The 25,934-nt window shown below is 34.0% G+C and carries 6 protein-coding genes; all 6 read left to right on the top strand.

Going from position 1 to position 25,934, the window contains the following annotated elements; translation table 11 throughout:
• The first annotated feature begins 446 nt into the window (after nucleotides 1–446).
• From NBT05_RS17305 to NBT05_RS17280, 6 genes are read left to right on the top strand one after another with little or no spacing between them, the layout of a single operon-like run.
• Nucleotides 447–1,595: a hypothetical protein gene (locus NBT05_RS17305; protein ID WP_265771148.1), complete on the top strand. Its 1,149-nt coding sequence runs from the start codon at nucleotides 447–449 to the stop codon at nucleotides 1,593–1,595.
• 40 nt (nucleotides 1,596–1,635) lie between these two features.
• Nucleotides 1,636–2,208, top strand: a complete 573-nt coding sequence (locus tag NBT05_RS17300; RefSeq protein WP_265771147.1) for a hypothetical protein — start codon at nucleotides 1,636–1,638, stop codon at nucleotides 2,206–2,208.
• A gap of 13 nt (nucleotides 2,209–2,221) precedes the next feature.
• Complete coding sequence (locus tag NBT05_RS17295; protein ID WP_265771146.1) at nucleotides 2,222–8,407, top strand: hypothetical protein; 6,186 nt, start codon at nucleotides 2,222–2,224, stop codon at nucleotides 8,405–8,407.
• A 26-nt stretch (nucleotides 8,408–8,433) separates the two neighbouring features.
• A complete protein-coding gene (locus tag NBT05_RS17290; protein ID WP_265771145.1) occupies nucleotides 8,434–14,481 on the top strand; it encodes a hypothetical protein in 6,048 nt (2,015 codons plus the stop codon).
• Between the two features lie 5 nt (nucleotides 14,482–14,486).
• Nucleotides 14,487–15,203, top strand: a complete 717-nt coding sequence (locus tag NBT05_RS17285) for a hypothetical protein (RefSeq protein WP_265771144.1) — start codon at nucleotides 14,487–14,489, stop codon at nucleotides 15,201–15,203.
• 15 nt (nucleotides 15,204–15,218) lie between these two features.
• Complete coding sequence (locus tag NBT05_RS17280) at nucleotides 15,219–25,928, top strand: RHS repeat domain-containing protein (protein WP_265771143.1); 10,710 nt, start codon at nucleotides 15,219–15,221, stop codon at nucleotides 25,926–25,928.
• Nucleotides 25,929–25,934 lie beyond the last annotated feature (6 nt).

Raw genomic sequence — 25,934 nt, 5'->3', positions numbered from 1 at the left:
TTACTTGGTTTCTATAGCCTCAACCTTATCCTATTATTAAGCAAAGTTTAATATTGTTAGTTGTAAGATTTTGTATTCATTTCTAAATTTTTAATTCATCATCTAAATTTTAAATAGTTAATAGTGAATTAAATACGTAAATTTTTAAAAATAATTAATAAAAAGTGTAACGTTTATTACTTCTATGATACTTATAAGTTAGAATTATAAAACATGCTTCGGTTTATTTTGTTATGAAAAAATTAAAATAAATTAACATTTAGTAAAGAAAATATGCTTGATTTTAAAAAGAATTGAAATATCATTAAAAAGTACAAGATATAAGGGAAAAACTTATAATTAATAAAATTTTAAGATATATTTGCCTTTGTTAATTTCCCTTAGATGAATATTTTTTTAGTGAACTTTTTAATTAAAAGATTTTAAAATATATAATAATTACTATCATGATTACCCAAAATAAAATTATTTTATTTACAACATTTTACTTTTCCTTGTTCTTTGTTTCCGCTCAAAATTTATTGAATCAAACTCCATGGGAAGTTGGAACTATTGATCCGCCTGGTTACAATAAGAGAGGATTAGAAAGTGAAAATGCTAGGGAATTAGGTTTAGCACCAGATGGAACAGAACAAGTTTTATGGGTAACAAAACCTGATGCCGATAGAGGTCCGGATGGGGGCTTTAACTCAAGTAATATTTTAGTAGACCAAACAAAAACTTATCAATTTTCAGTATGGATAAAAAAAACTAATTCTTTAGACGGAATTAACTATTTTATTATTCAAGCCAGAACACCAACAAATGGAAATAGTGGTACTTTAAAACTAGATAATACACCTGTTTCTAAAGGTTTTACCTGGATTAGTGATTTTGCGTACGATTTTGAGGAGTTGGATAAATGGTATCTACTTGTTGGTTATATTCACCCATTAGGATATACCGGGACAACTCATCAAGGAGGTATTTATGATCCGGAAACTGGCAATAAACTTGCGGAGTTAAGAGATCACAAATTTTCTGAAGAAGCACATTTTTTAAGAATTGCTGCATATTCATTATTTAGTCAAAACATAAATGATAGAACGTATTATTATCAACCAACATTAGAAATTGTAAATGGTTTTGAAAGTAATATAGACGACCTACTAAAGGGAAATACTAATTCCGTTTGGTTGCAAAAAGGAGATGAAATATTTTACACGGAAGGTGGAGTAAGAATTGGAACTGAAAAATCGGATCCTGATTATAGCTTTACGGTTGCTGGTAAAATTCATGTACAGGAAGTTAAAGTGGATTTATTAGGGGCAATTGAACCGCCTGACTATGTTTTCTATGAAGACTACAATCTAAAAACTTTAGGACAAGTTCAAAATTATATCGTTCAAAATGGACATTTACCTAATATTCCTTCAGCTAATGAGATGAAGGAGGAAGGAATTAATCTTAAGGAATTTAATTTAAAACTTTTAGAAAAAATAGAAGAATTAACCCTGTATACCATAGCTCAAGAAAAAGAGTTAAAAAAACAGAAAACAGTAAATTCTCAATTAGAAGAACGTTTACAAAAAATAGAACAACACCTTTCTAAATAACCTAGCCAACCCGATAAATATGTATTTCAGAAAGAATTATATGCTCTTTTTGCTGGGAGGTTTATTGTTTATTTCCTGTGATAAGGAGAAAAGTAAACCTAAAACCTTGACTGAAGAAAAGTTCTTTAACTTAGAACAGGTGGGGTGGAAGTCAAAAGCCATTACTAACTTTAGGGATGATATTGCTTTTAAAGCAACAATGGTACCCTTGCAGTATTATATACTGAAACATGAAGGAAGTCAAAATCTTGAAAAAGTAGATTCTATCTATCAATCTTTAAAAGAGGAGCGTATCATAGAGGTAGAATTTCAACAGGAGAGAGAAGACGACTTGCTAAAAAACAAATACACTTCCAGGGATTACGAGACTTCTGTAAAGTACATGAGTTTTAGCATGCAAAATGATTTTAAAGCTCTGGTTGATAATAAAGATACAATTCCCTGTTCAGGATTAACCTTTGAACGAAACTTTAAAGTAGCACCCTTCAAACGGGTATTACTTTATTTTGATAACATACCCGAAGGGGTACCTATTACTTTACTCTACGATGACACGTTGTTTAGTAAAGGGTTTATGCGATTTAATTTTACCGATACACCTATAATATTATAACACAGTAAGTGATATGATCCGATCTATAAGAGAAAATAAAATAACCAAAGTAATTGCTAGCTACCTGGTAATACAGATGTTAGTACAACTGGTACAACCAGCAGCCCTCTGGGCATTGACTGGAGGTCCTAGCCAACCGGAATTTAATTCCTTTACTCCAATTGGTACTTCGGATATGGTAGATCTGGCCTCAGGAGATTTTAACTACAATATACCCATTATGGATGTTGGAGGATATCCGCTGAATTTAGCTTATGATTCGGGAGTTACGATGGATCAGGAAGCCAGTTGGGTAGGTTTAGGTTGGAACCTAAATGTTGGTCAGATCAACCGTCAGGTACGAGGATTACCCGATGATTTTAAAGGGGATGAATTAACCTATGAAAATTATATGCGTCCTAATGTAACTGTTGGAGTGGATGCAAAAGTAGACTTTCAATTATTTGGATTCGAAACAATAGATGGGGTTAAAGAAAAGGTTGATACTATCAAAGTAGGTAAAGCTTCGTTAGGAGCGAACTTAAAATATAACAATTATACGGGAATTTCATTCACTCCCTCCTTTGGAGTATCCTTTGATTTGGCTAATACGGTATCTGTAGGTGTAGATTATCAACTTTCAGCAACTGAGGGAATTACTGTTGCACCTAATGTTGGTATCAATGCCACGTCTAATAAGATAAACGATGGATTTGTATTAGGTTCTTTAAATGCTGGAGTATCCTATAATTCTAGAGCTGGATTGACTAATTTTAACCTTTCGGCAGGATTAAGGTATAGTAAATCTAAAGAACGAAATTTCGATTCTCAAAGTCCAACATCTTATTCATTTAACACACCTTCTTTAACTCCTAGAAAAAGAACTGCATTTACTAATAATAACGGTACTGTAGCAGTCTCTTTGGGTGGAGATATTTTTGGAGCAGATGTAGAAGGAGAAATTTCAGCTACTGGTTCGGTTCAAAAAATAAAACAAGTAGAACGACCTGAAAAAGGATATGGTTATGACTATACTGGTTTTGCAACCCCTAATGATATTAAAGATTATAATAGAGAAAAAGACAATGGAGTAATTAATAGAAATACTTTATCTCTACCTATTGCAAATTACACCTATGATTTATATACCGTACAGGGACAAGGTATAGGAGGGATGTTCCGTCCTTATAGAAGTCAGGTCGGACAGATCAACGATGATTTGGTTGAAGACGAATCTGCTAGCGAAACCTTTGGTGTAGAAATTGAACCTGGTACCGGATTTCATTATGGAGCTAATTATACCAATGCACCCTCGGTATCAAGAACTGGAGTATGGGATACGAGAGCATTAAAATCTTTTAAACAGAACAGAGAAGATCAGAAGGCTTCTGACGAACAAAAAGACTATGAACCAGTGTATTATAAGTTTATCGGGGAACCTACTAGGGATCGGGATCAAGAACTTTTCGAAAATCTGGGAGGGTACAACCCTATCGCTCTTAAGATTGGAGGAAGTAAAAATAGCTTTAATAAGTATGCAAAAAATCAATTTCGTATCAAAGAAAATAGCAGTAACGGTATAAAATATAATTCTCTACCTACTTTTGATAATAAAAAATTCAAAAGAAAAAACCGAAATTTGAGAAATCAAAATGTTCAAAAATTTACGGTGGAAGAAGTACGGGGCCTATACAATAGCGCTGAATACTTAAGCACTCAGATTAATGAATTTTCAAAGCCTCATCATACAGCAGAAATCAGGATTCAGAAAGATGATGGTTCTACTTATGTATTTGGTAAAACAGCTTATAATAAGCTTAAACAAGAAGTTACATTTACTACAAATAGTAAAACTTTTAATTGTGCAGATGGTACTGTTGTATATAGACCGGGTGAAAATTCTCCAAGTAACAGGAGTGGGATTGACAATTTTTATGATGCGATATCAACTCCGGAATATGCGCATACCTACCTACTTTCAGCAGTCTTTTCTGCCGATTATGAGGATGTTAAAGGAGATGGTCCTACGGATGATGACTTAGGTTCATATACTAAATTTAACTACGAAAGGAAAAATGCGAATTACAAATGGCGTGTGCCCTTCAATAGAAATCATGCCTCTTATAATCCTGGATTAAATACTGACAAAACGGATCAGAAGGGAAGTTACATTTATGGAGAAAAAGAATTAGTTTACATTAAAAGTATTGAAACTAAAACACATGTAGCAATTTTTGATTTATCTGAAAGAAATGATGCTGTAGGTGTATCTGGTATTAATGGAGGTGCTTCAAATACAGATAGAATGTATAAAATTGAAAAAATTCGTCTGTATTCTAAACCTGAAGCTATAGCTGCAAATCTATTGGATGATGATAGCAAGAATGATAAGCCGGTAAGTGCCATTAAAATTGCTCATTTTACTTACGATTATTCTTTGGCAAAAGGAACACCTAATTCCACTGCAGCTACTAAAGGTAAACTGACCCTAAAATCGGTTTACTTTACCTATCGAAACTCTAATATGGGGAAATATACCCCGTATACTTTTAATTACGATGGATTCAATCCGAATTATAATTTAAAATCTTATAACATTTGGGGAGGTTACAAACCTAACTCTGGAACAGGGTGCGGAACTCTAGATCCGATTACGGTAGCTGAATTCCCTTATGTCGAACAAACTAATAGACAACAAGAAGATGAATACGCAGGAGCATGGTTATTAGCTTCTATCAACTTGCCTTCTGGTGGTACTATAGAAATGGACTATGAAAGTGATGATTATAATTCAGTTCAGGATCGTAGTCCGTTAAGAATGTTTAAGGTAGCCGGTGTAGGCAAGGAGGAAAGTACATTTGACCCGGAAGCTAATCAAAAACTTTATGAATCCGGAAGGTTCAACCTAGCAAAAAAGGATCCTGAATATCTATATATTAAACTTCCGGAAGAAACAGTAATTTCTAATAATACCTTTAGAAGAAAATATTTAAAAGGAATAGAGGATAAACCAATTTACTTTCGATTCTTACTCAATATGCAAAAGGATGCCGTATCAAACATCCGAAGTTCGAATTACGATTACGTTACAGGTTATTTTAATTTATCAAAAGAGTCAGAGGTAAACATTTTTTCGGCAAACCAGGGAGTCTATGCAGCAATTCCCATGCAGATGAGTGATTTGGAAGGAGGGATTGCCGGAAGTAAAAATGTAAACCCAATTTCCAAAGCAGGTTGGTACTTTGGAAGAAGATATATGCCTTCGCTAACCTACGGATTAAATAATGATTACCGATCAGAAGATATTGAAAGTATTGCTAAAAAGATTATAAGTTCTTTTCAAGCAACAAAGGAAATTTTAACAGGTCCAAACGGTCGTTTGAGAAGCAATGAGTTTTTATGTGCGCAACGTTTTATTCCAGATAAATCATGGATACGTTTATCAAACCCTAAGACATTTAAAATAGGAGGTGGCTCCCGAGTCTCAAAATTAGTAATGAACGATGAATGGGGTAAAATGTTAAATACTACAAGTACGGTAAACAACAGTAAATACAATAAATCTTATGGTCAAACTTACCAGTATAATAATGAAGACGGAAGCTCAAATGGAGTAGCAGTTTTTGAACCTGCAATGTCTAAAGAAAATCCCTTTGTAGAACCATTTTACAATAAATCCGAACACCTGGTAGCTCCAAAGGAAGTAAACTATGTGGAAAAGCCTTTTGGAGAATCTTTTTTTCCTCAGGCAAGAGTTACGTATAGTAAAGTTACGGTTAAAAATCTACAAAGAGATGGTATCAAACGTCATGCGACGGGTAAGGTGGTTACCTCCTTTTACACCTCTAAGGATTATCCTACCCTGGTTGATTATACAGATATTGATAGCCCTAACAATTATGCTACGGATCAAGATCAGTTTTTAAGAAAATTGATAACGGGACTGTTTGGTGGTGAAGTTAAAACTAGGAATGAATATGCATTATCTCAAGGTTTTATGGTACATACTAACGATATGAATGGTAAAATGCGTTCTCAGGAAGTATACGCGGAAGATGCCAACACTCTAATTTCCGGAGTTCACTATAAATATAATACTGATCTTACCAATAGTGATAAGCTAGATAATAAAGTTCCGTTGATAGATAAAAACGGAGAAATTTTATATAATGATCATATTGGGGTTGATTATGAGGTTGTTACAGATTTTAGGGAGAGTTACTCTCAATCTAAAACGCAAGGATATAAGGTGAATGTAGTAACTATTGTTTTTGGAATTATACCAGTAATAATACCTACAACTGTACCGTCAAGAACTTCTATTGAAAATGTGGCGTATACTACAACTACTACTAAAGCTATTCATACCAGTGGAATTCTTAAAGAGAAAATAGCTTATGATTTAGGTTCAAAAGTTTCAACTATTAATGAAGCCTGGGATGCTAATACTGGAAAAGTACTTTTAACCCGAACTGTTAATGAATTTGATGATGAATATTTTAATCTTGAGTTTCCGGCGTATTGGAGGTATACAGAAATGGGATTAGCCTCTCAAAGTACTGGTATTAATGGGATACTAAAACCTCAAGGTAAATATTTTAATTACACTGAGGCAAGTAAGTATTTGATTCCCGGTGATGAAATTATTGGAACTTATAACGATAAAGAAAACCGCTATTGGATTGCTGGGATAAGAGGAGATGATGAAGTACTTTTAATGGATAAAGATGGGGGTGTGGTCAATGTAACAGAAGGAGTAAGTATCAATAAGGATATTAAATTTAAAGTAGTACGCTCCGGAAATAGGAATCAGCAAATGTCGACAATGTCATCTATTACAATGATGCAGAATCCGTTAAAAAGTCTTACGGGTGCTAATAACGATCATATTGCTTCCGGATTACTGGAAAGTAATACGTCCGAAAATATAAAAAACCACAGATTAGTAAATGCAAGTGCAGTGTCTTATAAAGAATTTTGGAACTGTCAATGTGAAAATCTGTTTCCTTTTGTACCAGAAGCTTTATCATCTCAGGGTATTGAGAACGTAGGTGCCGATAATTATCCTTTTGAACCCTTACTCAATCCCTACGTATACAACATCAAAGGAGAATGGAGAGCTGATAAGTCCTATACCTATCTTACAGACAGAGGAAATGATAATTCCAAAAAAGTAAATACGCGAGTAGAAGGGTTTTTTAACAATTTTACTCCTTACTATAACAAAAATACTAATAACGAATGGGAGGATTCCAAAGAAAAAGATCAATGGACATTCGCCAGTGAAGTTACGCAGTACAACGCTCAGGGAGTAGAGATTGAAAACAGGGATGCGCTAAACAGATATTCGTCCGCACAATATGGATATAACTACACTTTACCCAACGCTGTAGTTTCTAATAGCAGATACCGGGATATGGGAATGGATAGTTTTGAAGATTATAACTATATCAGGTCAGATAGTGCACATTTTAATTTTAAATCAGCAGTAGATCGAGACGGAATTGGTAATGTTCGCTTATCGGATCAACAAGCACACTCTGGTAAGTATAGTCTGCTGATTCCAGCAGGTGAAAAGGCAGAGTTAGAAAGAAATTTAATTGGTGAACAGCCGGTTGACAATGATTCTGATAATGATGGAATTAGCGATACAGTGGATTTATGTCCTTATATACCAAGTACACAACGAGACTATGATGGAGATGGTATTGGGGATGAATGTGACGATGATGCAGTACCTACTATTTCCGGAAGGTACACAACTAATGATACTCACATTTTTTATGATGAAGAAGGCAGGGAAATAAAAAGTTGTGTGGGAAGGGCAGCTGAAATACGAATTAATGGAAGTCCTAATGATACCATACAATATGGAATAGTTCTTCAAAAGACAAATTACAGGGGTATGGCTTTACGGAAAGGTAGTAAAGTTTTTTTGAGAGGAGATGATGTAAGGGATAGGCAAGGTGACCAGTTTGTATTTAATGATATTGTACTTGATGAAACGGGTAATGCTATTTTCAATTTAGATATGGATGTAGTCCGAGCAAGATCGAAAAGACCTAACAATACATGGGAAATTGAATTTAGACTTCTTCATAAACAGAATAGTAGAGTAATCAAAGGAACAAGGTTTAAATTAAAATCACTTGGTCAACGTATAAAAAGTTGTAATCGATCAATACCGGTTTGGGATAATCTAGACAAGATTACTTATTAATACTATTACAATATTCAGTAGCACTTATGGATTTTATATACATTAAATTAAAACAATTTTTAAGCTTAGTTTTTAGATTGCTAATTTTTTTATGGGTAATCAATGCTTCAGCTCAGGTTTCTAATGAAGAACGTCAAGCACTTGTTGAGTTTTACAATCGTACTAATGGGGACAACTGGAAAAATTCTATTGAAAATATTCAATCCTGGGATATTTTAAACCCTGATGCAGATATTACTAATTGGTATGGTATAGGTATAGAAAACGGTTCAGTCGTATCAATTAACCTTCCTGACAATAGTATTACAGGGGAGTTACCTGGCATTATACTAGAATTTTTAAATCTTAAAAATTTAGTTTTAAATAATAATCAAATTATAGGGGAGATACCTGTAGAACTGTACTCTTTAACTAATTTAGAGAATATTAATCTTAGTAATAATGGTCTTACTGGTATTTTATCATCAAAAATAAATAGTCTTGAAAAACTTAAAGTATTTACTGTAAACAATAACCAATTAACCGGAGAACTACCAATAGCTTTAGGTTCCTTATTAAACCTGGAAAGTCTTCGACTGCAATACAACCTTTTCTCTGGAATTATAAACCCGGCACTAGGAAGTATGGCTAAGTTAAAAGAATTAGATCTAAGTTTTAATCAACTTCGAGGTTCTATACCAATTGCCTTTTGTAACCTTATAAACTTAGAGAAACTTAATTTGTCTTCCAATCGTTTGTCAGAAAGTATACCCAAGGAGATCGGACTTCTTAAAAAACTTACGTACTTTAATTTAAGTAACAATGTATTTACCGGATTGATTCCGTCTCCTATAGGCAGGCTATCTAATCTAAAGGTAATTAATTTAAGTAATAATCAGTTATCTGGTATCGTACCTTTTACAGCTTCTTCATCTTCTAATCTGGAAGAACTAATCATACTTAATAATAAATTTATTTTTTCTGATATTGAAAATGAACATGAAGATTATGTCAAATATATAAATGGAATATATCGATATGAAGCTCAGGCTAAAACGGATGAAGTTGAAGAGAGAAGTGTAAAATTAGGAGATACCATTTCTTTACAAACCAAAGTAGTTTCAGAAAATAACTTCTATCAATGGTATAAAGACAATCAAATACTACCCGGAAAAACAGAAAGTACGCTTCTCTTGGAAAATGTTGATCTAACCGGGGCTGGTCAGTATTACGTAGAAATTACAAATAGCATTATTACTAATTTAACTTTAGAAAGAAACACGATTACCCTAACGGTTTCCGAAGATTGTAAAACACCGGATACTGAAAAACAGGCATTAATAGCGATTTATAATAATCTAAATGGGTCTTTATGGAATAATACTATAGCAGGTGATCAATCCTGGAGTATAGAAAATGGTTCCTCTGCTGTGTGTAATTGGTTTGGGGTACAAACTGATAATGCTGGTCACGTCATAGAATTAAAATTGAATGATAACAATCTTAAAGGTACTGTTCCTGATGTATTTGGTGATCTTCCTTTTCTTCAAAGAATTAGCTTTCATAACAACCAATTGAACGGAAGTTTTCCTTCTTCCATAAGTAGTCTGCAATCTTTAAATACTCTTTCCTTAGAAGGAAATCAGTTTGTATTTTCTGACTTGAACAATCTTGATTTACAAAATGGCTTTACAGTTAGCTACCACCCACAAGCACAAATAGGAATAGCTCAAAAATTCTCGATTAGAACTGGAAAAGATTTTACCATACCGGATATTAGTTTGGAAGCCAATCCTGATTATACCTATCAATGGTATAAAAACGGGTTACCTATAAATAATGCAAACCTTAGAAATTATATCATTACTAACGGTGTAACAGAAGATTCAGGTATGTATTTCCTTGAAGTAAAAAATGCTGAATTCCCTAATTTAACTTTAGTTCGATCGCCTGTTGAAATACAGGTTAGTGAAACTGATGACTCCTGCCTGGAAGTAGTAGCTACTGAAAAGCAAGCGCTTATTGAGTTCTACCATCAATTAGACGGCGATAACTGGACTAATAACTCCAACTGGCTAAGTAATGAAAAAGTGTGCAACTGGTTTGGAGTTACAGTTGAAGAAGGACATATTACAGAAATAGAGCTTATTAAAAATAACCTAAACGGAGAAATTACCTCGGTGATTGAAAATTTTACTTCTTTAAGAAAATTAAATTTTAAAGCAAATAGCGTTTATTTAGGCGATATAGCCTATGAGCGATTAGTTAATCTTGAAGAATTAGTGTTAGTGCAGTGTATTAAAGAAATTCCTATCCCGAGCGACATAGGTAAACTTCCTAAAATAAGAGTTCTGGCACTAGCGAATAACAAGCATACGGGTACTATTCCGGAAGAACTAGGAAACCTTTCAACTATCTGGCGTTTATATCTGTCAGGTAATAACTTAACTGGTGGGGTACCACAAAGCTTTACTCAATTCCGGAATATGGATATTAATTTCCGGAGTAATAATTTAAGCGGAACATTACCGGATCCTCCTACGGATGCTGGAAATGTAGGAATGCGTTGGTACTTCGGTGAAAATAACTTTATTTTTAAAGATATAGAAGATAAATTTACTGCATATAAAGATGCAGGGGTTCTTTTGGATTTTGGTGTACAAAATAAAGTAGGAACTCTGGACACCCTTAAAATAGTAGCAGGTCAACCTCTAACTATAAATGCAGATGAATTGCAAAGTGAAAACAATCAGTATCAATGGTATAAAAATGGAAGTTTAATTCCTAATGCTACTTCTAAAACTTTTACTATTTCAGAAACTTCTTTAGAAGATGTAGGCACCTACCATTTTATAGCTACTAATGATAAGGTTCCAGGCTTATCTTTGGAGCGTAATCCTATAGATGTAATTATACTATCTACTGATATTTGTGAAGTTCCACAAGAACAGCGACAGGCCTTAATAGATTTATATAATGCAACTGACGGGCCTAACTGGAAGAACACCTGGCCAGTTGATGATCCCGATTCCAAAATTTGTGATTGGTATGGAGTAACAGTTGATCAGAATTATAATGTAATTAAAGTAAGACTTTTTTCAAATAATCTAAGAGGAAATATTCCAAATAGTATTGATCAATTAATGTATTTAGAAACGCTAAATTTAAATCTGAATGATTTAATAGGACAAATTCCTAAAAGTATAGGTAGTCTTACTAATTTAAAAGAATTAGCTCTTGAAGGCAATAATTTAGTTGGTAGAATACCAGACGAAATTACTGATTTAGTGAATCTAGTGGGTTTAAACCTTTCTAGAAATCAATTCGTTGGCTTGATTCCAAATAATATTGGAAATCTTCAATCTTTATTTGGTCTTATTCTTTCTTCAAATAAATTAGAAGGAACTATTCCTGGAAGTTTATATAACCTTTCAAAAGTATCTCTTATAGATATTGCTAATAATAGTTTAATTGGTCCTATTTTAAGCGACGTTAATAAGTTACAATCTCTTACTAATTTAAATGTCAGTTTTAATCAATTATCTGGAAATATACCTGATGAAATTAAAGATCTATCTAAATTGCGTTCAATCAAACTTTCTAACAATCGCTTTTCTGGTAAAATTCCCTTTTTAGCTAGTGACCCGACTGATGTCTTTAACATCGTTCAGTTTGATTCAAATCAGTTTGTTTTTAGTGATTTTATAGATGATCATCAAGATTATTTAAACTTTGGATCAGGATATGTTTATAGTCCACAAGCTCTGGTTGATCAAACCGAAATAATCGAAGTTGAATTAGGAGATGAAGTTACTCTATCTACCAGAGATTTAACGGATCCTAATAATACTTACCAATGGTTTAAAGACGCTGCAAACTTTCGAACTACTACCTCTAGAGAAATAACTATAACGATTAATAGCGAAGAAGATTTGGGATATTATTCCTTTGACGCTACAAATAGCGTTATACAAGGATTAACACTAAGACGTAGAAATATACAGGTAAAATTGCGAAGGATTATAGGCGGTGATCCAATAGATACTCAATCTTTTTGTGTAGGTGAAAATGAAGAAATTACAATAAGCAACCTTCAATCACCATTTAATAATACAGCTAATTGGTATACATCGGAAAATGATACCCAACCACTTGCTGAAGATTATTTACTATCAAAAAATACTTCTTTATGGGCAGAAGATAGCATTACCGGACAACGCAAAGAAATTCCTATTGTTATTAATTATGGAGTTGCCATAGATAATATTGACCAATTGGGTTACCAGGAATTTCTAATTACAGAAAACCCGATGATTTCTGACTTACAACCCAATATAAATGGTGTCGTTTGGTATAGTTCTGCAACCGGTGGTTCTATATTCGAATTGAATGAACGCCTAGAAAATAATAATACTTATTATGCTCAACAAGGAACTTCAACCTGCCGTTTTGCGGTAAACGTTTTTGTAGGCGTTTTTGAAGCAGAGGGGGATAGTCGGCAGACCTTCTGTAAATCGCAAGGAGCTAAAATAAGCGACCTTTCCCAGCGATTTACAGTTTCAAACGGGTATGAATTATTCTGGTATCATGATGAAGCAGGGACTCAAGTTGTTAATAATGAAGAAGGACTTGCTGATAATACAGTACTATACGTGATTCAACAAAATATACAAAACCCTGATTTTAAAAGTAATCCAAAGCGTGTGGTAATTTCTATCTATGATGTTCCTTCTCCGATAGTAATAAAAAAAGAACAGGTCTTTTTTACAGATGATCCGGTCTACATTTCTAATCTTACAGCTACGGGAGGTACTATTGTTTGGTATGACGCGCAATTCGAAGGGAATGCTTTAGATAGTGCGAGACAATTGGAAGATGGAGGAATTTATTATGCAGCTTTAACCGAAATAGGATGTACAACTGATGATGAAAATTGCTGTACCAGTACATTCAGGGAAGAGGTGAAAGTAAAAATTTTTCCGGCACAACCTCCTTCCCTGATTGGATGTGAAAAATTTCGCCCGCAACCGGGAGCCAAATATGTTATTAGTGCTTGGGTTAAGGAAGATGGTGTAAAAGCAGTGAATCCGGTAACTATTAATTTTGATGTTGTAAGTGATGCATTCACAAACTTACTTAATCACTTATTAAATGATAGACTTTTGGCAGACCTACCTGAAGATAGACATGTGGACAGTAGATATGTACCCAAACCTGATACAAGGGAGTTTGACGTATTAGTTCCTTTTATTGCAAATACCATAGATAAAAACTTGACCATATATGATTTTAAACCTGTAAAAGAGCGTCAAAATGGTAGAGGAGCTTTTAAGACCGTAGGATTTGAATTTAAATTTGCTCCTGGGAATGCCCCCAAGTTTGTATTTCGTTCTCCTAGAGTGAGGAGTAGTATTGGAAGGAGAGTAAAAGAACTCAACTTTAGATACCCATTATATCACAATTCTAAAATTGACCTTCAGTTTATCAGTTCAAAAATCTGTGGTACTAATATTTGTGCTACGTATGACTTTAAAATTACAAGTAGAAGATACGGTTATGAAGAACAAGAGGATATTACACTTACCAGTTCTTTATTAAAACCTTCTTATCAATCCTTTGATTATATATCTGATCCGGATTATCAACCTGTTAATTATGTAAACTCTTTATTAAAATTGATTTACCGAACTACAGAAGGTGCTGTGATCCCACAACAATCTACAAATGTAGAATTTCAACCTCAGGGAGCCGTTATTGATGGTTGGCAGCGAATTTCATCAGAGTTCCGTATACCTCTTGAAGCGGCTAATATGCGTATTTCTTTAGAAAGTACCGCACAAAACAATTCTGGTGCCGCGGTAAATGTTCATTTTGACGACATCCGTATGCATCCGTATGACGGATCTATGAAAACATTTGTATACCATCCGGAGACACAGCGTTTAGAATCCGAACTGGATGAAAATAATTATGCTACTTATTATGAGTATGATCATGAAGGAGGGTTAATTAGGGTCAAGAAAGAAACGGAAAGAGGTGTTTTTACCATACAAGAAACACGTTCTGGTAATGCTAAACTAATTTCTAAACAATAAAAGGGATGAAAACCATATTATTTATCTTCGGATTATATTATCTAAGCTTTCAGGCATCTTTTGCCCAGCAATATGATATTAAGGAACTCCTAAGTAAAGTTCATTATACGTATAAAGCTAAAAGTCAATATTATATTGAGGCAGATTATAAAATGCTTAGGGGGCGTGAAGGGAATATGGTTACAGAAAGCTACCCGGCCGTATCTAAAAAACAAAATGGCATTACGAGTTTCGAAGCTCTAGGTAATCTTCAAATTATCTATCCTAAAGTGAAACTAACTATTAGTAAAGAAAATCAGCAAATATTACTTTCTGAGAACAATCAAAAGTTAGATGGGAACTCTCCCGTAGATGTAGACCTGTTTTTAAAATACTTTGGTGATGCTTCCATTAAAGAATTAAACAAATATTTTGAATGTACTTTACTACCCACTACAAGACATACGCAGATTCCTTATAATAAAGTAATCCTTACTATTCATAAAGAAAATTTTACCATTGCTAAGCAGGAATTATTTTTTTCGACAATGGTTCCTTTCAAAAATAGAACCTCCGGTGAAGTAATAATGGATACCGGAAGATTGCAGATAATGTTAAACCATATTACAAATAAAAAAATAGATTCCATTTTACCTTTACAGCATTATCTGCATAAACAAAGAGATCAATATCAACTTACTTCTGACTATCAGTCGTACACTTTAATCAATCAACTACCATAATTTAAGCATTATTTTATGAAAAATGCAATACATACGATAATAAGTATTTTAATTTTAGGATTATCTTTTACCTTACAATCACAAGCTAGCCTTGAGTTTAGTAATACGGAGATTCAAAATTACATAAGCAGTAATGAAACTATCTCTTTTGCTCCGGATATTTCTTTCTACAGTGAAGACGTGCTAAACAGGAAAAATGTTCAAACCCTGATTACACTTCAACTATTACAGGAAGGTTTAACAGCAGATTGGTTTGAATATGAAATAACTTTTGAAGTAATCCCCCGTAATCGTAAGGGTAATTTTGAAGAAGATAAAAAGTATCAACGTACTCTGAAAGTGGTTTATAATAAATTACAGGATAACGGAAGTAACGAAGTAATAGAAGCCTCTCATATTGTACCAAATACGGTAGGTGTCCAGATTAAGCTAATTTCAGGTAATTATAAAAACTTAATAACAGGTCAGGTGAATGCAAACACCATTCCGGATAATGTGAAGCTTACATTACAACCTGATTTTGATTTATATACAAAATTGGATACATCAAAACCAGGAATTTCAAATTTCTTTGTTGATGATAAAAATGAATTAATCCTAAGCTGGGATCAGAAAGAAGGAGCAATCAACTACCAGGTAGAATGGACCTGGATAGATAATTTTGCTGAGGATACTTCAAAAACTTTAGAAGCTAATCAAGTGAACCTTTCTGAATCTACGTATGCTAGAAATAACTCTAGAATTGAGACAGATCAAACTAGTTTTTCTATCCCTTTAATTTATGATCAAGGATTTATAGTTTATAGAGTACGAGCCGTAGGAAAATTTACCTCAGACACTTCCCGTTACCAGTTTGGTTCATGGAGCAGCGGTGTGAATCAAAAGAATACGGTGGCAGACTGGCCTAATGTATATCAGATTCTTACCAATAAAGAACAGTTTAAAAACTGGCAGTTTCAGGCAAGCTTTGCCGAAGGAGGAAAAAAGAAAGAAGTCGTAAGTTATTTTGATGGTACCTTACGTAACCGGCAAACGGTAACCAGAATTAATAGTGATGATAATAGTATTGCCGGAGAAGTAATTTATGATGCGCAGGGCCGGCCTGCCATAGAAGTGCTTCCGGTGCCGGTTAAAGACAAAAGCCTTAATTATAAGTCGGATTTGACTATAGCAGCGTCCAACAGTGAGATTATAGATTATACAGACTTTGATACGGATTTACAAAATAAAATTGACGAATTTACAGGTCAGAAAGCCTTAGATAGTATTAACGGGGCATCAAAGTATTATTCCGTAAATAATGATATAGCTTCATCTTTTAGAGATAGAATACCTAGTGCTCAGGGATTTCCTTATTCTCAGATAGAATATATGCCGGATAATACAGGGCGTATTCGTAGAAAAGGCGGGGTAGGGCCAACACATCAATTAGGGACTGGTCACGAAATGAAATATTACTACGGAACTCCCGATCAAATTGAGTTAAATCGTTTATTTGGGTATAGTGTGGGAAATGCAGTGCATTACAAAAAAAATACTGTGGTAGACCCTAATAAGCAAATAAGTATTAGTTATATCGATCCGCAAGGAAGAACCATTGCTACGGCACTCAGTGGTATTACTCCGGAAAACTTACAGGAATTACCTGATGCAAATAATCAGGCAGTAAATCCTGATGGAACTGCCAGGCATGAAAACCTGACAATAGACCTGTTAAACAAACAAGCAGTAACTGCAAAGGATACCAATCAGGATAAAAATATAAAGCTGGCAAATCAGGAATTAGGGCCAATATCTAATTTATTACGTTATGCCGGTACAAAAACTTCAGCTTTTGAAGATGAATATATTTTTTCCTATAACCTGAAAAATGATCCTAATTATTCTATAGTATGTGAAGATGGTAATACCTTACAGTATCCTTTGGTTTATGACTTCTCAGTTAGTGTAAAGGATACTGATGGTCAAACAGTATTACTGGATTCAAATCAAAATCTGGTGGATAAAATTTCAACCACAATAGACCTGGATGACCTGAGGGGCGCATACGCTGCTCCTGATTTTTCTGCACGTATCAAACCGGGAAGTATCACAATTTCTAAGGATCTTAAAGTAAATACTGAAAAAGTTTTAGAATATGCCGAAGCGTACGTAGAGGAATTACAGAATGCAAATAGCGACTGTTATGTAGATCCTACGGAAGTATATCCGTTACCTCCACTTACTTTTGAAGGGTGTTTTATAACCTGTGCAGATTGTGAAAACGGATTAAAAGAAGAATTTGGTAACGAGGCCGGATTTATCGAAACCCAGTTTGACAATTTCGACCGAACTCAATGGAATCATTTATCAACTTCTGAACAAAATGATGAAGAAAATCGCTTGCGCTTGACACTTTCTGAACAATGGCAGGCATTAATCCGGGCTTGTAAAGAACCTTGTATAGATAAAGATCAAGTGACAACCAGTACTGAGTCAAAAGACCTGATTGCTTCTTCAATTTCTTGTAGTACAGCTAAAGAAGTATTATTATCCGATATGCAACCTTTAGGACAATACGGGGCATACACAGCTAACACTTTTGATGATGAAAATAATGCCTCTAATACAAATAGTACCTCTGATAATGACGCTCGCTTAAGTATTTTTAACGATAAAAATATATTATTATCTGCAAAAACTACGGATAATTTGTACAATAGCTGGAAAAATCCTGCACATATTCAAAGAGATGGAATAATTTCTGATAAAGGTCTATTTACTTCCGGACACTATTATAATGAAGATGGTACAATATCTTATATTAAAGTAAAACAAACCATTACTACAGATACTAATGAGAATGGAGTAGTTTTCAGTAGAGAAATTACATATGACCCTCCGCTTGAAGAAGGTACGCTTATCCGCGAAATTACGGGAGATACAGAGTTTGTATATGCTGAACCTCAATACTTGGCAAATGTGAGTGATTTTTTAAGTAAGGATATTTGGCAACCACAGTGGTCAGAATCTTTGCTTCAATACCATCCGGAATATTGCTACCTGGAACTGGCAAATGCCTCATGTGCTCAGACTGCACCTGTTTCCGGAACAATCATGAATTCTGATGGGTATGATGCGTATTTAAACTCAATTCAAACCTATGAAGAAGCAAAATTAGCTGGGTTAATTTCTAATGCCATTGCTACTAATGACCCTTTTTATAGTAATAATGTAGCACTTTTAAATACAGCCCATCATAAACTAATTATAAATGAAGCTTTAAATGATAATTATAATGGAAGTGGTAAAAATTTGATATCAACATCTTATGCAACCATAGTATGTAGCAGCGTAACTACTTGTGATCAAGATTTTAGTTCTACGGCAAACCTGGAAAGTTTGCTTGGTAAGCCAGAACGTAATCAATTCTGGAATACGTATAAAGCTAATTACTTAACTATTAAACAGACCGTACAATCTCTGTTTGCTAATATATACGCCCTAAATAATGGTTGTTATAACGGTTGTATAGGAGATAAAGAGCCTCCAACGGATATTTTAACGGTAATTTCAGATTATAGCGCATCGTCTAGAAGTAGTATTGATCAATTGATCACAAACCAGAGAGATAATATTTGTGATGAAAACAAGGCATTATATGAGCAAAAAGAACAACGCTTTAAACCTTCTGATGTGTTGTTTAATTCCGGAGACAGCAATCGGGATATTTATGAAGATATGAAGAGATTAACGGATGCCGGATATTTTAAAGAAACTGGGGTTTGTCCTAAAGCCAGGGATCTAGAGTTGTTTTTACAATATTATTTCTTTAACCATCAAAATAATACGTTTCTAAAAGAAGAATTTACAGGTAATTATTTGAGCCAGGGACTGCTTGTTGATCTAGGTGGTGTACGTCCTACAGAAGAGATTAGTGATCCGGTAGAAATTGAAGCTAATGCCAGTGGCCAGAGCTTAGAATTTACTTTTTATCAGGGGGGAGAAGTTATTGGAGAATTTCCTACCAGAATTACTATAGAAAGTGATACCTATTCCTGGAGTAACTACGGTTCTCAATGGACAGTTAAAAAATTAAAGAACATAAAGGCATCAAATCAGGAAAAAGACGAGCAGTTTGAATATATCTTAGTTGCTGAGATACAAGATGCTAATAATACGGATAAACGAATTGAAGTACTGATGAGTGGTAGTAGCGAAGCCCGCTTATCTGATTGCAGTATTACTACTGAAGATACTATTGGAGAATACCTACACGATGCCGGAACTAATGCAGATGCAAATTGTAACAAACCTGCTCGCTTCCGTAATGGAATGTTAGAGCTGTTAAACGGATTAAAAAATGACGGAATGTTATCCGGTTCAGGTATTCTGGATGCTAAACCGTACTATCAAAATACGTATTTAGCTACTTTTTTTAGTGCATATAATAATATAACCTGGCTAAGTCAAGGAGGTGGAGAATATTTATTGGTTGCTAACGGATCAAACAATCTGGTAACATTAAGATTAGAAGAAGAATTGCCTGAATCCGGTGTTCGCGTATTTACCGGTTTTGGATTGCAATATGAATTTAATAAAGAAGGTAGGATAACCGGACAACGTGTAACGATTGTATCTATGGATACCGGATTCAGAATAAATGCACAAACCGGAAAAATTTTTCAAAGTTGCGAACAAAACGAAATCTTCTCCGAATCACAATTTAATGTTAGTTTATCCAATATATCAGATAGTACGAATTGTAAGTTGATTAACTTAAACTGCTGTGGTGATATTAATAATTTGTATGTTGGCGAAGAAATTGTAGAATGCGGTGATCCTATACCTGCATGTCCGGAAAATAACAATGTAGAAGAACTCTATGAAGAACATCTATTAGAAATAGTAAATGCTATCATAAGAAATGAAGATGAACGGATAATATATGATTTAATGGATACGTTTATGAAAGAAGTTGAATTATTAGAAAGGTTTAAACGAGATAATAGTAACCTGGACGAAAATTTTCAAAGTTCTATAAAGTCATATGAATTATCTTATGATACTATTTCTTTTACTTTTGGTATTAATTCGTCGCCAATTAAAATAGTTTTTAAACTTACGGATATTAACTTAGAGGAAGATGTAGAAGAAATTCAATGTATAGACCTAACTGAATTTACAAGTGAAAATAACTTTGGAGGAATCGATTCCTTTGCAGAAGGAACATCAGTGTTTACTAATAATTTAGGTATATCTACTGATAATTCTATAAAAGTTTTACATCCTTTTGCGGTATCGGATAATGGTACTTTCTCTACTTTTGATTGTGGGTTTTTTGAGGATGTTCCAAGTACGGATGAATGTACTAATTCAGTAGATTGTATTACAAATCCAGAAAATGAAGAACTTTTTGAAGACCGTTTTAAAAATCTTTTAACTTTTGCTTTCCAACAGAATAATTACTTAGGAGATGGAGTAGAAAACTATCAGAACAGTGTTGAAATTTCTAATTTCATTAATGATATAAAGCTAGAAAAAAGATTACAAGAATTTGTACGAAAAAAGTTTAGTTCGCCATATAATGTTGAAGTGGAAGGGCTTGAGGTAAGAAAATTCAATAATAGTTCTACATTTTATTTAATTCTTAATGGAAACTATGATAGAATCGATATTCAATCTGCTGATATTGAATTTCAAAATGATTTCCCTAATATTATCGAAGTAATATGTCTTGATTATAAAAACTCTGAATTTTATATAACTTATAAAGTAGGAGAACAAATAAAATTTAATAAAAAGATAGAAGTAAACCTTCAATTTCATGATTTTAATAGAGAAGGAAATCCAATTTTGAACACATCAATTGATTGTGATTTTTTTGCAGATATAGATTCTACTGATCCAGTAAATTTCTGTGAATTAGCTCCGGAGTTAGAAATATTATATGAAAATTACATGAAATCCATTTTTCAGGATGTAATAAGTGAAACGATTGAAGTATCAGGACGTCCGGTTGATCTGAATAAGTTGGATAATGTCGAGTCCTTTTTAAACGATTATACCTTAAGAATTGAAGATAGATTACATGAAGCTAGTACTCATTTATTTGATAAACCTATAAGTAGAGAAGGAGCACATTATTTTTATTTTATTGAAGGTATACACAATTATTCATATCTATTTATCAGAATTGGTTTTAAAAATAGACGCATAGTGGAAGGTGAAGAATTCAACTCAATTAGATTAAGAATGTCAACCGAAAATCTTCATCATCTGATTGATCAAGAATTAGATTTTAAAGATATAAAAGAGATAAAAGAAATTGATTATATCGAAGGTATAAATACTGGAACATCTTTAGCTAAATTAACATATCTAAATTTTAATAATCTTACAAAAAGTCTCTATGTTGCAATGAATATAGGGGTTCTTGCTCATACAAGCAGTAGTACAACAGTGTCTGGTAGTAAATTCTTTTGCGAATTATTAAATTTAGAAATAGAGGATAAACCATCTATGATTGATAAGGTAGTAAATAATTTGACCCGTAATAGTTTACAATTGTCATCAGGTCAAAATGCAATAAGTAAATCTATCCAATTGTCTGATACAAAAGAAAATCATCTATCTGTGAATATTGAAAATTGTAATCAACAATTTTGTATCCCACCGGTACCAGAACCGGTAAGCTGTACAGATAAATATCAAGACTATATAGCTGTTATGAGTTCGATTAATAATATAGTTATTTCTAATGAAGATAATGAAACGGATATCGTTTTAGAAGGTGATTTTTGTGAAGCTTCATTACAATATCTGGTTGATGATTATCGCTACTTCCTTAATAAATTAAATGTTACATCTTCGGAAGATTTACATTATATGAGTATTGGAAGATTTGGTGCTACAGAGTTTCATTTCGGCTATCCCGGGATGCGTACTTCTTATAAAGGGAGAAATGCTTTGATCGATGAGTATGCAACCTATATAAACAATACTCAAGATGACCAGGAATTATCCTGGTCTGCCTGGACCAGTGACTATTTAAACCGTCCGGGAAATGAAGAAATTTGTGTACCACGTCCATTCCTAACGGATTTTAGCGACCTGATCATTGAGGTTCCAGATGAAACGGATTGTCAACAGTTTGTACAGAATGTTAGAAATGCTTATACTCGAGATGTGTATGGAAACTTTTTAGATCAAAAAAGGGAAGAGTTTATTAGGAATTATACTAATACAGCAATAGAAAATGCAATAGAAAACTTTGATATGACTTTTTATGATAAAGAATATCAATATACACTCTATTACTACGATCAAGCAGGCAATCTGCTGCAAACTGTACCTCCTGAAGGGGTAGACCGATTTACTAATCAAGAAATAAATAATTTAAACCAACAAATTAATCAACATCGAGTAACTCCAGGGGTGATAGAGAATCCAACGTTACTTCCGGATCATGAATTACTAACAGAATATCGGTATAACAGCTTAAACCAGCTAGTTTGGCAAAAAACACCGGACGGTGGTATTACCGTTTTTGCCTATGATCACTTAGGAAGGATCATTGCTTCGCAAAATGCAAAGCAAAAGATAAATAACCGTTTTAGTTATACATCCTATGATGCCTTGGGAAGAATTATTGAAGCGGGTGAAATGCAACCTACAGTTCCTTTAGTAATCATAGAAAAAACCGGGATTTTAATAAATCAGGATACTGGAAATCCGGTCGTTTTTGAGAGGAGCGTTCCAAATCCGGATGCAATCCAACCCAACCAGCCTGCTACGATTGTACAACGTTATCCTGATAACATTGCAGTTCAGCGTTTTGAAGTAACCAAAACAAGGTACAATACTATATTAGATAGCCCGCTGACTATTTTTGAGACGGTACCTAGTATTAATAGTTATCTTAGCAATACTAGAAACCGGGTTGCAGCTATCTTTTATTATGATGATTATAATATCCAGGTAAATCGCGAAAGTCAATACTTAAATGCTATTTTCTATGCTTACGATATTCACGGAAATGTCTCTGAACTAACTCAGCATAACCGGCAACTTTCTATAGATGGAAGTAATGCTACTTCTGGTATGAAACGTACTCAATACCAATATGACCTGATTAGTGGAAATGTTAACAAAGTCATTTACCAAAGAGATAAACAGGATCAGTTTATTCACTGGTACGCCTATGATGCAGATAACCGTATTGTAAAGGTGCAAACTTCGGACAATGGTAAGTTATGGGAAGAAGATGCAACTTATACGTATTTTGCACATGGCCCTTTGGCCAGAACAGAACTGGGTACCCGAAAAGTTCAGGGTATGGATTATGCTTATACGTTACAGGGATGGTTAAAAGGAGTAAATTCGGAAAACTTAACATCTCAGGAAGATTTAGGGAAAGACGGGATTTCAGGTAGTACGTTTGCTAAAGATGCCATGGGATATTCTTTAGCTTATTATCAAAATGATTTTAAAACTATAAATGGGGTAGTTGGAATAAATGCATTTACTTTTGGTTCGAATCCAAAAGCAGCTACAAACACCACTGGTAGAAATTTATATAATGGAAACATTCGGCAAATGGTGACTAGTTTAATAGATGATGATGAATCCATGGTCGGAGTACAGGTAAATCAATACGGATATGACCAACTTAACCGCATTACAGAGATGCAAGGGTATGCTAATGGAGTTACAGAAAATTACAGTAGTTCTTACAGTTATGATAATAATGGAAATCTACTTACCTTAGATCGTACCACTGTAAATAATTCTGGTGTAACTAAAGAAATGGATCAATTAGCCTATACTTATAAAAATGTTATGGATCCTCAAACCGGGGAGTCTAAAAGGTCTAACCAGTTGGAATATGTTAAAGATGCTTTAGGTGAAGTTGGATTTAATGATTTAGGAAACCAAAATCCGGAAAATTATGTATATGATGAAATAGGGCAATTAGTTGAGGACAAAGCAGAAGGCTTGAAAATCGAGTGGAGGGTAGACGGAAAAGTAAAGCAAATTAACAAAACAGATGGTACTCAGATACAGTTTGGTTATGATGGGTTAGGAAATCGTATTTCCAAAACCATAATTCCGAAAAATAAAACCACCCTATACGCTAGGGATGCACAAGGAAACCCATTGGCGGTTTACGAAAGTTTTTCTGACGGAAGCGTTACTACTACAAATCCAAATGAATTGGATATACAAGGAGAGCTAATTGCAGAAAATCGAGATGATAAAGCTGTCAATACAATTAATATAGGTTCTATTACAGAACCAGTAGTAGTTTCAACAGGAGTACAATATATGAATACGGCAGGAACTAGTATCACCTGGAAACCTAATACTCATATTGTATCCGGTTCAAATGTATTAGCAAAAATAGCACCCGTAGAGGGTACAGTAGGAAGCAATCAAGGCTTATACTTAACCGAACACCACCTTTATGGTAGCAGTAAGTTAGGAATTGAAGAGAAGAGAATTGCTATTACTGATGAGAACAAGATCATCCCTGATTTGATAACAAACACTACCGGAGATAAACGTTATGCTCTTACCAACCACCTGGGCAATGTCCTTTCTGTTGTAACTGACAGGAAGATAGTAGGTAACGATGGGAATTACCTTCCCGATGTAGTAGCTTATAATGACTACTATCCCGGCGGGATGCTCTTACCTGGTAGGCACGGAAACTCTTCAGATTATAGATACGGCTTCCAAGGTCAAGAGATGGACGATGAAATTAAAGGGGAAGGGAATAGTGTAAACTTCTCTTTAAGGATGTACGATCCTAGGATTAATAGGTTTATGTCTTCTGATCCATTATTTAAATCATATCCATGGAACTCAACTTATGCTATAAGTGAAAATAGATTAATAGAAGGTATTGATTTAGAAGGAGGGGAATTTGAATGGTTTATGATTGGAGCACGGGCAGGTCTTTATGGAGATAATATACAACAAATTCAAAGAGGAGTAGATAAGTCAGTAGTTAAAACAGTAGAGGGTGTCCAAGGAGTTATTAAGGATCCAATAGGCACTGCAAAGGGTGTCGGAAATTTTACTTTAGGAACTTTTTTATTAGGAGGATTACCTGATGGAGATAGGGAACAAGTTTTACAATATATTGACGATAAATTTGGTACATCTACTAAAGCTACAAACGATGCTTTTGGTGCTGGTATAACAGAAGCTGCGAATAAAGTTTTAAATGGCAGTTTAGAAGATAGAACAGAAATAGCAACAGATGTTTTTACAGGTATTATCACAGCTAAAGGATTTGATAAACTAGCAAAAGTTGGTAAAATCTCGTTAATAGCACGTTCTTCTAAGTTTGTGGATTCTAAACTAATAAGATTTACTCAAAAAACAATGAATGGTCCTAAGTTCGATAGAATTGTTCAAAGCATGAAAACGAAAGGTTGGAATGGAGATGCTATAGATATTGTAAGAATGAAAGATAATATGTACACTAGTTTAGATAATAAAAGGTTAGCAGCAGCTCAAGATGCTAATATAGATGCTAAAGTTAATGTATATGATTATGATGATGTTCTGCCAAAAGAGAGAGCGGATGCTTTCGAAGCTCAATATGGACAAAGACCAAGTACTTATGGAGAAGCCGCTAAAATGAGAATTAATAATCAGGGAGCTAAATTCAGGACGGAAAATCCTAATGGTACAACTACTAAACCAAGAGCAAATTATCCAAAACCAAAAGGGTAAATTAAT

The organism is Aquimarina sp. ERC-38 (assembly GCF_026222555.1).
In the GTDB taxonomy this organism is placed as follows: Bacteria; Bacteroidota; Bacteroidia; order Flavobacteriales; family Flavobacteriaceae; genus Aquimarina.
The sequence above is the reverse complement of the archived record's forward strand: the minus strand, read 5'-3'. Positions and strand labels throughout refer to the sequence as shown.